The organism is Streptomyces sp. NPDC042002 (genome assembly GCF_055588305.1).
In genome coordinates, this window is sequence record NZ_JBVJCT010000023.1 from 41,488 (window position 1) to 54,050 (window position 12,563).

Annotated in this window: 13 protein-coding genes; 5 read left to right on the forward strand and 8 right to left on the reverse strand. The window is 71.1% G+C overall.

Translation table 11 applies throughout. From position 1 onward, the window contains the following. Positions 1-141: 141 nt before the first annotated feature. From ligA to ACZ6KY_RS27875, 4 genes are all read right to left on the reverse strand, one after another. The gene (gene ligA, locus ACZ6KY_RS27860) at positions 142-2,337 is read right to left on the reverse strand and encodes an NAD-dependent DNA ligase LigA (protein WP_469313008.1); all 2,196 of its coding nucleotides are present in this window, start codon (positions 2,335-2,337) and stop codon (positions 142-144) included. Between the two features lie 15 nt (positions 2,338-2,352). Next, positions 2,353-3,360, reverse strand: a complete 1,008-nt coding sequence (locus tag ACZ6KY_RS27865) for a methionine synthase (RefSeq protein WP_469313009.1) — start codon at positions 3,358-3,360, stop codon at positions 2,353-2,355. A gap of 30 nt (positions 3,361-3,390) precedes the next feature. Further along, positions 3,391-4,089 carry an SDR family oxidoreductase gene (locus tag ACZ6KY_RS27870; protein WP_469313010.1) on the reverse strand — a complete coding sequence of 233 codons (699 nt, stop codon included), beginning with the start codon at positions 4,087-4,089 and terminating at the stop codon, positions 3,391-3,393. A 78-nt stretch (positions 4,090-4,167) separates the two neighbouring features. Continuing rightward, the gene (locus ACZ6KY_RS27875) at positions 4,168-4,707 is read right to left on the reverse strand and encodes an LOG family protein (protein ID WP_469313011.1); all 540 of its coding nucleotides are present in this window, start codon (positions 4,705-4,707) and stop codon (positions 4,168-4,170) included. Positions 4,708-4,757: 50 nt separating this feature from the next. On the opposite strand from ACZ6KY_RS27875, the gene ACZ6KY_RS27880 reads away from it, so the two are divergent. Further along, positions 4,758-5,081, forward strand: coding sequence for a DUF427 domain-containing protein (locus tag ACZ6KY_RS27880; protein WP_469313012.1), 324 nt, complete (start codon positions 4,758-4,760; stop codon positions 5,079-5,081). 64 nt (positions 5,082-5,145) lie between these two features. Continuing rightward, a complete protein-coding gene (locus tag ACZ6KY_RS27885; protein WP_469313013.1) occupies positions 5,146-5,931 on the forward strand; it encodes an alpha/beta fold hydrolase in 786 nt (261 codons plus the stop codon). Between the two features lie 10 nt (positions 5,932-5,941). On the opposite strand, the gene mnmA is transcribed toward ACZ6KY_RS27885, so the two are convergent. Beyond that, positions 5,942-7,063, reverse strand: a complete 1,122-nt coding sequence (mnmA, locus tag ACZ6KY_RS27890; RefSeq protein ID WP_469313014.1) for a tRNA 2-thiouridine(34) synthase MnmA — start codon at positions 7,061-7,063, stop codon at positions 5,942-5,944. A 60-nt stretch (positions 7,064-7,123) separates the two neighbouring features. Here mnmA and ACZ6KY_RS27895 point away from each other — a divergent pair, with 60 nt between their 5' ends. Further along, a complete protein-coding gene (locus tag ACZ6KY_RS27895; protein WP_469313015.1) occupies positions 7,124-7,828 on the forward strand; it encodes an N-acetylmuramoyl-L-alanine amidase in 705 nt (234 codons plus the stop codon). Between the two features lie 261 nt (positions 7,829-8,089). After that, complete coding sequence (locus ACZ6KY_RS27900; protein WP_469313016.1) at positions 8,090-9,601, forward strand: multicopper oxidase family protein; 1,512 nt, start codon at positions 8,090-8,092, stop codon at positions 9,599-9,601. Positions 9,602-9,648: 47 nt separating this feature from the next. On the opposite strand, the gene ACZ6KY_RS27905 is transcribed toward ACZ6KY_RS27900, so the two are convergent. From ACZ6KY_RS27905 to ACZ6KY_RS27915, 3 genes are all read right to left on the reverse strand, one after another. Further along, positions 9,649-10,818, reverse strand: a complete 1,170-nt coding sequence (locus ACZ6KY_RS27905; RefSeq protein ID WP_469313017.1) for a cysteine desulfurase family protein — start codon at positions 10,816-10,818, stop codon at positions 9,649-9,651. A gap of 196 nt (positions 10,819-11,014) precedes the next feature. Beyond that, positions 11,015-11,227 carry a DUF4190 domain-containing protein gene (locus ACZ6KY_RS27910; protein WP_469313082.1) on the reverse strand — a complete coding sequence of 71 codons (213 nt, stop codon included), beginning with the start codon at positions 11,225-11,227 and terminating at the stop codon, positions 11,015-11,017. Between the two features lie 276 nt (positions 11,228-11,503). Further along, on the reverse strand, positions 11,504-11,671 hold the full coding sequence (locus ACZ6KY_RS27915; protein WP_469313018.1) for a hypothetical protein: 168 nt from the start codon (positions 11,669-11,671) through the stop codon (positions 11,504-11,506). Positions 11,672-11,856: 185 nt separating this feature from the next. Between ACZ6KY_RS27915 and ACZ6KY_RS27920 the strand changes: the two genes are divergently transcribed. Then, positions 11,857-12,483, forward strand: a complete 627-nt coding sequence (locus ACZ6KY_RS27920) for a TetR family transcriptional regulator (protein ID WP_469313019.1) — start codon at positions 11,857-11,859, stop codon at positions 12,481-12,483. Positions 12,484-12,563: the final 80 nt, after the last annotated feature.

Here is a 12,563-nt window from a genome sequence, read left to right on the forward strand (position 1 = left end):
ACCGCGGCCGGGCACGGGAGGCGCACACCTCAACAGTAGGCCGCAGAAGGCTTCCACGGGCAGCGGTCGTCGACGGTTGCCCGAATGCGACCCAGCCACCCGTATGCAACTGATATGCGCCGAACGGGTGCTCTTCAACCGCTATTCCTCGATCGGAAGCGCGGCTTCCGCCGCCGCGTCCGGTCCTTGTCCGAGCAGGACGGCGAAGCCCTCCTCGTTCAGGACCGGAACCTTCAACTGCATCGCCTTGTCGTACTTCGAGCCAGGATTGTCGCCCACCACAACAAAGGATGTCTTCTTCGAAACAGAACCGGTCACTTTTGCTCCACGGCTCTGGAGTTCCTCCTTCGCCCCGTCCCGCGTGTGGTGTTCGAGCGTGCCCGTGACCACGACGGTGAGCCCTTCGAGCGGGCGGGGTCCTTCGTCCTCCCCCGCGCCCTCGTCCTCCATCCGGACGCCGGCGGCCTTCCACTTGCGGATGATCTCGCGGTGCCAGTCCTCGGCGAACCACTCCTTGAGCGAGGCGGCGATGATCGACCCGACGCCCTCGGTGGTGGCGAGCTCCTCCTCGGTCGCCTCCTCGATCCGGTCCACGGAGCGGAACTCCCGGGCCAACGCCTCGGCCGCGACCGGCCCGACGTGACGGATCGACAGGCCGGTGAGGACGCGCGCGAGCGGGCGGTCCTTGGCTGCCGCGATGTTCTCCAGCATGGCAAGCGCGTTCTTCTTGGGCTCGCCCTGCTGGTTGGCGAAGACCGTGGCGATCTTCTCCTCGCCGGTCTTCGGGTCGCGCTTGGGCAGACCGCTGTCCTGGTCGAGGACGTACGCCTTGATGGGCAGCAGCCGCTCGATGGTGAGGTCGAAGAGGTCGCTCTCGTCCTTCAGCGGCGGCTCGGACGGCTCCAGCGGTTTGGTGAGGGCCGCCGCTGAGACGTACCCGAAGTGCTCGATGTCCAGCGCCTTGCGGCCCGCGAGGTAGAACAGCCGCTCACGCAACTGGGCAGGACAGCCCCGCGCGTTCGGGCAGCGCAGGTCGACGTCGGCCTCCTTCATGGGCCGCAGTGCCGTGCCGCACTCGGGGCACTCGGCCGGCATCACGAACTCCCGCTCGCTGCCGTCGCGCAGGTCGGCGACCGGGCCGAGGATCTCCGGGATGACGTCACCGGCCTTGCGCAGCACCACCGTGTCCCCGATGAGGACCCCCTTGGCCTTCACCACGTCCTGGTTGTGCAGGGTGGCGAACTCGACCTCGGAGCCCGCGACCGTGACCGGCTCGACCTGGGCGTACGGCGTGACGCGGCCCGTACGGCCCACGCCGACACGGATGTTGACGAGCTTGGTGTTGACCTCCTCGGGCGCGTACTTCCAGGCGATCGCCCAGCGCGGTGCGCGCGCGGTGGAGCCGAGCCGGCCCTGGAGGGGGATCTCGTCGAGCTTGACGACCACTCCGTCGATCTCGTGCTCCACGGAGTGGCGGTTCTCGCCGTAGTACGCGATGAACTCCCGTACGCCGTCGAGGTCTTCGACCACCTTGGCGTACCGCGTGGTCGGCAGTCCCCAGGTGTGCAGCAGGCCGTAGGCCTCGGAGAGCCGGCCGAGGCCCTCGAAGCCCTCCAGGGCGCCGATGCCGTGGACGACCATGTGCAGCGGCCGGGACGCGGTGACGCGCGGGTCCTTCTGGCGCAGCGAACCGGCCGCCGCGTTGCGCGGGTTGGCGAAGGGCTTGTCGCCCGCCTCCACCAGCCGGGCGTTGAGCTCCTCGAACTTCTCCATCGGGAAGTAGACCTCGCCGCGGATCTCCACGAGGTCCGGGACGTGGTCGCCGGTCAGACGGTCCGGGATCTCCGTGATCGTACGGACGTTGGGCGTGATGTCCTCGCCCGTACGGCCGTCGCCGCGGGTCGCCGCGCGCGTGAGGCGGCCGTGTTCGTACGTGAGGTTGACGGCGAGGCCGTCGACCTTCAGCTCGCACAGGAAGTGGTGTTCGGAGGCGCCCACGTCCTTGGCGACGCGCTCGGCCCAGGCGGCCAGCTCCAGGTCGGAGAACGCGTTGTCGAGCGACAGCATGCGCTGGCGGTGCTGGACCGAGGTGAACTCGGTGGCGTACGCCCCCGCGACCTTCTGGGTCGGCGAGTCCGGCGTCCGCAGCTCGGGGTACTCCTCCTCCAGCGCCTCCAGGGAGCGCAGAAGCGTGTCGAACTCCGCGTCGCTGACGACGGGGGCGTCCTTCACGTAGTACCGGAAGCGGTGCTCCTCGATCTGCTCGGCGAGCCGCGCGTGCTTCTCCCGTGCCTCGGCGGGTACCGATGTGGGCTCTGCGTGCTTTTCGCCGGCCACCGTTGTGTCCTCCCGTTACTCTGGGTTGTCCGCGAGGGATCTCGCCGCCCGGACGCAGTGGGCCAGCGCCTTGCGCGCGAAGTCGGGGGAGGCCCCCGCGAGTCCGCACGACGGAGTGAGCGTGACCGCCTCCGCGAGAAGACCCGGCCGCAGTCCCAGCCTGCGCCACAGCGTCCTGACACCCATGACGCTACCGGCAGGGTCCGACAACGGGACGTCCGCGCCGGGGATGACACCGGCGAAGAGCCGGGTACCGCCTTCGACCGCTTCCCCGATCGCGTCGTCGTCACGCTCGGTGAGGAGCGAGAAGTCGAACGAGATCGCCGAAACGCCCGCCCGGCGCAACAGGGCGAAGGGGACGTCGGGCGCGCAGGAGTGGACCACGACGGGACCGCCCCCGTTCACGCCGACGACGTCCCGGAGCGTGGCCTCGGCGACCTGGCGGTCCACGGCGCGGTTGGTGCGGTAACCGCTGGCGGTCGGCACCTGGCCGCGGAGCACGGCGACGAGGGAGGGCTCGTCGAGCTGGAGAACGATCTGGGCTCCGGGGATCCGCCGCCGTACCTCTTCGAGGTGGACGCGCAGTCCCTCGGCGAGCGATCCCGCGAGGTCGCGGCAGGCGCCCGGGTCGGAGAGGGCGGACTCGCCGTTCCTCAGTTCCAGCGCGGCGGCCAGGGTCCAGGGACCGACGGCCTGCACCTTCAGCGGGCCCTCGTATCCCTGGGTGAACTCCTCCAGCGCGTCGAGGTCCTCCCCCAGCCAGGACCTGGCCCGCTTGGTGTCCCGGCCCGGCCGGTCCCCGAACCGCCAGCCGCTGGGCTCCACGCGCGCGTACAGCTCGACGAGCATCCCGGCGGTCCGGCCGATCATGTCCGCCCCGGGCCCCCGTGCGGGCAGTTCGGCGAGGAACGGGAAGTCGTCGAGGGAACCGATGACGGTCTTCGCGGCCTCCCGCGCGTCACCGCCCGGCATGGACCCGACCCCGGTGGCGGGACCGAACCTGAACTCGCTGTTTTCGCTCACCCCGGAAGCGTACGTAATCCCAGCGGGAGTTCAGCCGCCCGGCCGTACCGTCAGGTCGTTGACCTCGGCGTCCCGGGGCAGGTCGAGCGCCATCAGGATCGTCGTCGCCACCGACTCGGGGTCGATCCACTTCGCCGCGTCGTACTCCTTGCCCTCCTGCTGATGCACCTTGGCCTGCATGGGGCTCGCGGTACGGCCGGGGTAGACGGAGGTCACCCGGACCCCGGCCGCGTGCTCCTCGTGGCGCAGGGAGTCGGCGAGGGCCTTCAGTCCGTGCTTGGAGGCGGCGTAGGCGGACCAGTCGGCGTGGGCGTTCAGTCCGGCGCCGGAGTTCACGAAGATCACGTGCCCCTGGGCGAGGCGGAGCTGGGGCAGGAAGTGGCGGGTCAGCTCGGCGGGGGCGATCAGGTTGACGTTGAGCTGATGGCGCCAGGACTTGGGGGTGAGTTCGCCGACCGGACCGAGGTCGACCACGCCCGCGATGTGCAGCAGGGAGTCGACGTTGCCGGGGAGGGTCTGATGCGAGAACGCCCAGGACAGCTTGTCGGGGTCCGCCAGATCGCCGACCAGGGTCTTCGCGCCGGGGAACGCGGCGGCCAGTTCCTTCGCGCGGCCGGCGTCGCGCGCGTGGAGCACGAGTTCGTCCCCGCGCGCGTGAAGACGGCGGGCGACGGCCGCGCCGATGCCGGAACCGGCCCCGGTGATCACATGTGTAGCCATGGACGCCATGCTCGCATCACCGGGGACCGGCCTCGGACCAGGTGCCGACACGTCACCGGACGCCGGCGCTCGACGGGCGCCGACGCCTCACAGGGTGCCGGAACTCTCCTCCAGGTAGGCCAGCGCCCCCACCGGCTCCTCGGCGAAGAACACCAGGTCGGTGAGCGGGCGCGGCAGGAAGCCCTCGGTATCCATCCGGCGGAACTGCTCCTTGAGGCCGTCGTAGAAGCCGGCCGTGTTGAGCACGACCACCGGCTTCGCGGTCTTCCCGTGCTTCTTCAGCTCCAGGATCTCGGTCGCCTCGTCGAGGGTCCCCGTGCCGCCGACCATGACGACCACCGCGTCGGCCTTCGCAAGGAGCAGTGCCTTGCGCTCGGCCAGATCACGGGCGATGACCATCTCGTCGGCGCCCGCGCGGGCCTTGGCGGCCAGGAAGTCCACGGAGACGCCCACCAGCCGCCCGCCGGCCTGCTGCACCCCGTCGGCGACCACCTTCATCAGGCCGACGTCGGAGCCGCCCCACACCAGGGTGTGGCCGCCCTTGCCGAGGAGTTCGGCGAACTCCCGCGCGGGCCGCGTGTAGCGGTCGTCGAGGTCGGCGGCGGAGAGGAAGACGCAGATGTTCATTCCTTCACCGTACGCGGGAACGATTCGGGGCTCGCGAGCGCTTTCCCGGTATGGCCGAAGGACACACGATCACCATCGAACAGAGCGCACAGCACGTCCGCGTCGTGCACGGCGACCAGGTCCTGGCGGAGAGCGACCGCCCCCTGGTGCTGCGCGAGACCGGCTGTCCGCCGCGCTACTACCTCCCGCCCGAGGACGTCCGCCTGGACCTGCTGACGCCCTCCGACACCCACACGTACTGCCCCTTCAAGGGCACCGCGTCCTACTGGTCGCGCCCCGACGCGGCCGATCTCGTATGGGCCTATCCCGACCCCAAGCCCGATGTCTCCGGGATCAAGGACCACCTCTGCTTCTACGAGGCGGAGGTGTCCTGAGTTCCGGGCGCACGCGGGCGTGGTGACGCGATGAGTTCCCGGTCGCGGGGCAGTCTCTACCAGCATGGACAAGAAGACGATCTCGCGCGACGGGACCCCCATCGCTTACGAACGCCACGGTGACGGCCCGACGGTCGTCCTGGTCGGCGGCGCCATGTGCACGGGTGCCACGCTGGCACCCCTGGCCGAGGCCCTCTCGGACCGCTTCGGTGCCATCACGTACGACCGGCGGGGGCGCGGCGACAGCGGCGACACCGCGCCCTTCGCGGTGGCCCGGGAGGTCGAGGACATCGCGGCGCTGATCGACGCCTCCGGGGGCGGCGCGGCGCTCTACGGCATCTCGTCGGGCGGCGCGCTGGCCCTGGAGGCGGCGGCGAGGGGGCTGCCCGTGCGCGAAGTCGCCGTCTACGAGACGCCGTTCGCCGTCGACGAGGCGGCCGGCAAGCAGCGCGCCGAATACACCGAGCGGCTGACGGAGCTGCTCGGCCAGGACCGGCGCGGGGACGCGGTCGAACTGTTCCTGTCCCTGGTCGGCACACCGCCGGAGATGATCGCCGGAGTGCGCATGTCCCACGCCTGGCCGGGCATGGAGGCCATCGCGCCGACCCTGGCGTACGACAACGCCGCGATGGGCGACAGCGGGGTGCCCCGCGAGCGGCTGGCCGCCCTGTCCCTGCCGTTGCTGTCGATCGCGGGCGACGCGAGCCCGGCCTGGATGCGCGAGGCGGCGCGGACCGTCGCGGAGGCCGCGCCGAACGGGTCGTACCGCACGCTGGAGGGGCAGACCCACATGGTGGATGCGCAGGTGCTCGCGCCGGTGCTGGCGGAGTTCTTCGGGACGAGCGCCTAGATCGGTGGTCCTAGACGTCCGCCGTCGCGCGCGTGGTCGTCGCGATCGTCGCCGACCCCACCACGCGGGTGCCCTCGTACAGCACGATCGCCTGGCCGGGTGCCACGCCGCGGACGGGCTCGGTGAAGCGGACCTCCAGGGAGCCGTCGACCAGTTCGGCGCTCACCTCGGTCTCGCCGCCGTGGGCGCGGAGCTGGGCGGTGTAGGTGCCGGGGCCCGTCGGGGCCGCGCCGCACCAGCGGGGCTTGACGGCGGTCAGCGCGGACACGTCCAGGGAGGCGGCCGGGCCGACCGTCACCGTGTTGTTCACCGGCGAGATGTCGAGGACGTAGCGCGGCTTGCCGTCGGCGGCCGGGGTGCCGATGCGCAGCCCCTTGCGCTGACCGATCGTGAAGCCGAACGCGCCTTCGTGGGTGCCGAGCCTGGCGCCGGACTCGTCCACGATGTCGCCCTCGGCCTTGCCGAGCCGGTCCGCGAGGAAGCCCTGGGTGTCGCCGTCGGCGATGAAGCAGATGTCGTGCGAGTCCGGCTTCTTGGCGACGGCCAGACCGCGGCGCTCGGCCTCGGCGCGGATCTCGTCCTTCGTGGTGACCGTGTCGCCGAGCGGGAACAGCGCGTGGGCGAGCTGGCGGTCGTCGAGGACACCGAGGACGTACGACTGGTCCTTGGCCATGTCGGAGGCGCGGTGCAGCTCGCGCGTGCCGTCCTCGCGGACGATCACCTGCGCGTAGTGCCCGGTGGCGACCGCGTCGAAACCGAGCGCGAGCGCCTTGTCGAGCAGGGCGGCGAACTTGATCTTCTCGTTGCAGCGCAGGCACGGGTTCGGGGTGCGGCCGGCCTCGTACTCGGCGATGAAGTCCTCGACCACGTCCTCGCGGAAGCGCTCGGCGAGGTCCCAGACGTAGAAGGGGATGCCGATGACGTCGGCGGCCCGGCGGGCGTCGCGCGAGTCCTCGATGGTGCAGCAGCCGCGCGCGCCGGTCCGGAACGATTGCGGGTTCGCCGAGAGGGCGAGGTGTACGCCCGTCACGTCGTGCCCGGCCTCGGCGGCACGGGCGGCGGCTACGGCGGAGTCCACGCCGCCCGACATGGCGGCGAGGACGCGGAGGGGGCGCTGCGAGGTGTCAGTCATAACCCCTCCAGGGTACGGGGCCGCGGGAACCGGAGCCCGCGAGTATCCGTTGAAGATCGCATGGGGGCGAAAAAGGGGAAGCCGGGGAAGCCGCGGAGCCGTGGTGCCGGGGCGGGAGCCAAGGACGCGGACCAGCCGGTCGGGCGCCGGGTGCTGCTCATCGGCGGCGCGCTGGCCGCCGTGAGCGCGGCGGGGATCGCGCGCGAGAAGCTGTCGCACCTGTGGTGGCGGATGCCGGGTGTGGAGAAGGCGCGGGTCGCGGGGGCGGTGGACTTCCGGGGCGCGCGGTGGGTGGCTGCCTCGGCGGCGAACTGGCGGCGGGCCGACCGTCCCGACGACTACCCGATAGACCGGGTGGTCGTCCATGTCACGCAGGGCGGCTTCGCGAGCGCGGTGAGGGCCTTCCAGGACCCGGGGCACGGAGCGGCCGCGCACTACATCGTCCGCCAGGACGGTCATGTCACCCAGATGATCCGCGAGCTGGACGTGGCGTTCCACGCGGGCAACCGCGCGTACAACGAACGCAGTGTCGGCATCGAGCACGAGGGTTTCGTCGATCGCGCCTCGTCGTTCACGGACGCGATGTACGAGGCCTCGGCACGGCTGACGGCCGGGATATGCGGGCGGTACGGCATCCCCGTGGACCGCGAGCACATCATCGGGCACGCCGAGGTCCCGGGCACGGACCACACGGATCCCGGACGGTACTGGGACTGGAACCGCTACATACGGCTCGTACGGCGGGCGCGCACAACCGGCGCGTAGGTGGGGGAGAGCGAATTCGGAGCGGGGTCACAGGCGGCGACACCGAGGGCTCAGGGCACCGAAACGTGATGCTGTGAGGCACGTCCGGGAGGCGCGTGTCCGTTGCGTCCCGCGCCGCCGCCCTGACCAGCGAGACACCAACTCCCCCTTCCCTCAGGGGAGTTGATCCTGAATTTAAGTCACCGGTTTTCACAGCGCAGAAGGCGTACTCCTAAGTCGGCCTCATCCGTCGCACAGCCCTCGGGTCGAGAGTCCACGGCCATGACGCACTCCACGCAGCCCGCTTCCGGCGCGGGCAACGACAAGGGCCGGTCCAGGACCAAGGGCATGCACCGCCGCACGTTCCTCGGCCGGATGGCGGGGGCCGGCCTCGCGGCGGCGACCGCCGGCGGCACCGCCATCGCCGTGCTGACGAACGCGACCCAGAACAAGGCGCACGCGGCGGGCACCACGCTGACCATCCCCGACCTCCTGGAGGGGACCACCTCGGGCGGCACCACGACGTACACCCTGGAGGCGAAGACGGGCACCAGCGAGGTGCTCAGCGGCGTGACCAGCACGACCGCGGGCTACAACCAGTCGTTCCTCGGCCCCACGATGAAGTGGACCTCCGGCGACACCGTCCTGCTGGACATCACCAACAGCCTCACCGAGGACACCACGGTCCACTTCCACGGCGCGCACGTTCCGCCGAGCATGGACGGCGGCCCGCAGAACGCCTTCGCCGCCGGGAAGACCTGGTCCCCCACCTTCACGGTCAAGGACGAGGCCAAGACGCTCTGGTACCACCCGCACGCCCTGGGCACCACGGCCGAGCAGGCCACCCACGGGCTGGCGGGCATGATCATCGTCGAGGACGACTCCGCCGCGTCCGCGGCCCTGCCCAGCACCTACGGCACCGACGACATCCCGATCATCCTCCAGTGTCTGGCCGCAGACAGCGCCGGAGAGATCAAGTACAACCTGACCGGCTACCTCGCCAACGGCCTGAGCTTCCCCCTTCTGTGCAACGGCACGAACGTCGACGCCACCACGCTCGCCTTCACCGCCACCAAGAAGCGCACCCGCTTCCGGCTGCTCAACGCCTCACCGTCGGACATCATCACCGTCCAGCGCGGCGACGGCGGGACGCTCACCCAGATAGCCACCGACCAGGGGTATCTGACCGAGGCCACCGAGGTGAAGTCGATCCGGCTCGTGGCGGGCGCGCGCGCCGAGTTCGTGATGGAGCTCAGCGACGCGGTCACCCTGGAGGCCGTGGTGACGACGGGCTGGGTACGCGGCGGCAGCGGCACCTACGCGTTCCTGACCGTCACCCCGGACACCTCGGACACCCCGGAGGACCTGCCGGCCCTCAACACGATCACCCGGTACGACACCACCGGCTTCACCGCCCGGACGATCACGCTCGGCCAGAGCGGCACCTCGATGACGATCAACGGCTCCGCGGGGACGAGCATGTCCTCGATGGCGATGATCAGCACCACTCTGGGCGCCGAGGAGGTCTGGACCGTCAAGAACGGCACGCAGCTCGAACACTCGTTCCATCTGCACGATGTGCCGTTCCAGCTCATCTCCGTCAACGGGGCGGATCCGACGGGCGTCCAGCTGGGCTGGTACGACACGTTCGAGGTGGTCGGCGGCGGCACGATCAAGATCGCGATGAAGTTCACCGACTTCACGGACGACAGCTATATGTACATGCTCCATTGCCATCTGCTCCAGCACGAGGACGAGGGCATGATGGCCGGCCTCATGGTGACGGAGAGCTAGACAGGGCCGGACCCCCACCGCTACGGCGAGAGGGCGGCGCGGCGGTGTCAGGTGAGGCCGGCCATGCGGGCCCGCTCCACCGCCGGGCCGATCGCCCGCGTCACCGCCGCGACGTCCGCCTCCGTGGAGGTGTGGCCGAGCGAGAAGCGCAGGGTGCCGCGGGCGAGGTCCGGGTCGGTGCCGGTGGCGAGGAGGACATGGCTCGGCTGGGCCACGCCCGCCGTGCACGCCGAGCCGGTGGAGCACTCGATGCCCTGCGCGTCGAGCAGCAGGAGCAGTGAGTCGCCCTCGCAGCCCGGGAAGGTGAAGTGCGCGTTGGCGGGCAGCCGGCCGCCGGGGGCCGGGTCGCCGCCGAGGATCGCGTCGGGCACGGCCTTGACGACCGCGCCGGCCAGGTCGTCGCGCAGGGCGCCGATCTCGCGGGCGAACCACTCGCGCCGCTCGGCGGCCAGCCGTCCGGCGACCGCGAAGGAGGCGACGGCGGGCACGTCGAGCGTGCCGGAGCGGACATGACGCTCCTGACCGCCGCCGTGCAGCACGGGTACGGGGGTGTACTCGCGACCGAGAAGCAGCGCGCCGATCCCGTAGGGACCGCCGATCTTGTGGCCGGACACCGTCATCGCGGCGAGGCCCGAGGCGGCGAAGTCGACGGGGATCTGGCCGAAGGCCTGGACGGCGTCGGCGTGCAGCGGGATCCCGAACTCGGCCGCGACATCCGCCAGTTCACGGACCGGCATGACGGTGCCGATCTCGTTGTTGGCCCACATGACCGTGGCGAGGGCGACATCGCCGGGGTTGCGGACGATGGCCTCGCGCAGGGCGTCGGGGTGGACGCGGCCGTACGCGTCGACGGGCAGGTACTCGACCGTGGCGCCCTCGTGCTCGCCGAGCCAGTGGACCGCGTCGAGGACGGCGTGGTGCTCGACCGGGCTCGCGAGAACGCGGGTACGGGCCGGATCGGCGTCTCTGCGGGACCAGTACAGGCCCTTCACCGCGAGGTTGTCGGCCTCGGTGCCGCCGGAGGTGAAGACCACCTCGCTGGGGCGGGCGCCGAGGGCGTCCGCCAGGGTTTCGCGGGCCTCCTCGACCGTCCTGCGGGCACGGCGGCCGGCGGCGTGGAGGGAGGAGGCGTTGCCCGTGACGCTCAGACGCTCGGTCAGGGCCTCTACTGCCTCGGGAAGCATGGGGGTGGTCGCGGCGTGGTCGAGGTAAGCCATGGTGGGCTCGATTCTACGGGCCCGCTCTCTTCTCGCCTCGGCCCCCACCGGTGTGACTGCCCGCCCCTGCTCACGCACGGGGTCGTGACGCGCTCACGTGACGCACTCAGCGGCATCGCGCCCGGGCTCTCGCGCGGCGCGCCCGGCGCCGCCGCGGGCCGCGGGCCGCGGTGGAGCCCCGGCCGTCGCGGCCGCCTCAGAAGCTCCAGGACACCGTGTTGTCGAACTGCATGAAGGCGACCAGGACGACCAGGTCGGCGATTCCCAGGCCGAGACCGAGGAAGGCGCGGCCCCGGCGGGCCGTGCCGCGCCAGAGGGCGACGGAGGCGAGGACGATGGCGATGGGGCCCAGGAAGACGTTCAGCACCAGGAGCCCGACGAGGCCGAGGATGAAGGAGGCCACGGCCATGCCGTCCGCGTCCTGGACGGCGGTCCGGCGCGGGGCACGGGCGGCCTCGGTCGTGCCGGCGGTGCGGGCGGCCTCGGCGGTGCGATCGGCGCCGGACGCGGGGGTCGCGCCGGGCTTGCCGGTAGCGGCGGGCTTACGGGTAGCGGCGGTGGTACCGGCGATGCGGTTCGTGCCGGTGGTGCGCGTGGTGAGTTCCATGATGCGGGTCAGCTCCCAACGGTCAGTCGGTGCAGGTGTGGGACCAACGGCCGGTCGGCAATGGTGCGGGACCAACGGTCAGTTGGCGGAGGGGTGGCGTCGGCGGGCGCCGCGCTCACGCAGCGCGAAGACGACCAGCCAGACGCCGATGACGGCCGCGGCGACGAGGGTCACGGGCAGCGGCGCGTGCGCCACGGAGCCCATGACGACGCCGAGCAGCAGGAGTGCGGCGACGAGGAACAGCATGAGATGCCTCTCGAAGAAGTCTCGGAGTCCTGTCCCGGACCGTCCGGGACCTCAACGGTGAGGCCCCGATGTTTCCGGGACTTGACGACTCAGTAAACGGTTGTAGTAACACTTGTTCACTGACTCTTGAGTCTAGCGCGCCCCACGGCTTTAAAATTCCAGAGAACAGTTGTTAACTGCATGGTATGAGTCACACTCTCGGCATCCGCCAGGCGCAGAAGCAGAAGACCCGACAGGCGCTGCTGGAGGCGGCGTTGGGGCTTCTTGAGGACCAGAGCCTGAGCAGCCTGGGGCTGCGCGAGGTCACCCGCGCCGTCGGAGTCGCCCCGACCGCCTTCTACCGGCACTTCCGCTCGACGGCGGATCTCGGCGTGGCGCTGGTCGAGGAGGCGCTCGGCAGCCTGCACCCGATGATCGAGCACACGGTGTCCGCGGCGGGTGACACCGACGAACGCATCGCCCGTGCCGTGGAACTGATCGCCCACCATGTCGGTACGCACCCGGCGCACGTCCGCTTCATCGCGCGCGAGCGGCACGGCGGGGTCCAGCCGGTGCGGGACGCGATCCGCGAGCAACTGGCCCGGTTCGCCGAGGAGGTCAAGGACGCGCTGGCCGAGCACCCCGAGTCGGCGGGGTGGAGCGACGACGATCTGCTAATGCTCGCGGGCCTGTATGTCGACCACATGCTGATGGCGGCCTCGGCGTTCCTGGAGGCGCTGGACGGCTCCGAGGCGGAGCGCGAGCGGGTGGCCCGGGTGGCGAGCCGTCAGTTGCGGCTGATCAGCATCGGCCGCCACCACTGGCTCGGCTGACGGCCCCGGCAGGCCGGCGGACAGCCGCGCGCAGCACCCCGCGCGCGGCACCGCCGTACGTCGTACACCGTGGGAAGGCG

Bases quoted from the DNA above. Each gene is read 5' to 3' on its own strand.
- ACZ6KY_RS27870 (WP_469313010.1), bottom strand. From the start codon at position 4,089: ATGGCGTCCATGGCTACACATGTGATCACCGGGGCCGGTTCCGGCATC.
- ACZ6KY_RS27875 (WP_469313011.1), bottom strand. From the start codon at position 4,707: ATGAACATCTGCGTCTTCCTCTCCGCCGCCGACCTCGACGACCGCTAC.
- ACZ6KY_RS27880 (WP_469313012.1), top strand. From the start codon at position 4,758: ATGGCCGAAGGACACACGATCACCATCGAACAGAGCGCACAGCACGTC.
- ACZ6KY_RS27885 (WP_469313013.1), top strand. From the start codon at position 5,146: ATGGACAAGAAGACGATCTCGCGCGACGGGACCCCCATCGCTTACGAA.
- mnmA (WP_469313014.1), bottom strand. From the start codon at position 7,063: ATGACTGACACCTCGCAGCGCCCCCTCCGCGTCCTCGCCGCCATGTCG.
- ACZ6KY_RS27895 (WP_469313015.1), top strand. From the start codon at position 7,124: ATGGGGGCGAAAAAGGGGAAGCCGGGGAAGCCGCGGAGCCGTGGTGCC.
- ACZ6KY_RS27900 (WP_469313016.1), top strand. From the start codon at position 8,090: ATGACGCACTCCACGCAGCCCGCTTCCGGCGCGGGCAACGACAAGGGC.
- ACZ6KY_RS27905 (WP_469313017.1), bottom strand. From the start codon at position 10,818: ATGGCTTACCTCGACCACGCCGCGACCACCCCCATGCTTCCCGAGGCA.
- ACZ6KY_RS27910 (WP_469313082.1), bottom strand. From the start codon at position 11,227: ATGGCCGTGGCCTCCTTCATCCTCGGCCTCGTCGGGCTCCTGGTGCTG.
- ACZ6KY_RS27915 (WP_469313018.1), bottom strand. From the start codon at position 11,671: ATGCTGTTCCTCGTCGCCGCACTCCTGCTGCTCGGCGTCGTCATGGGC.
- ACZ6KY_RS27920 (WP_469313019.1), top strand. From the start codon at position 11,857: ATGAGTCACACTCTCGGCATCCGCCAGGCGCAGAAGCAGAAGACCCGA.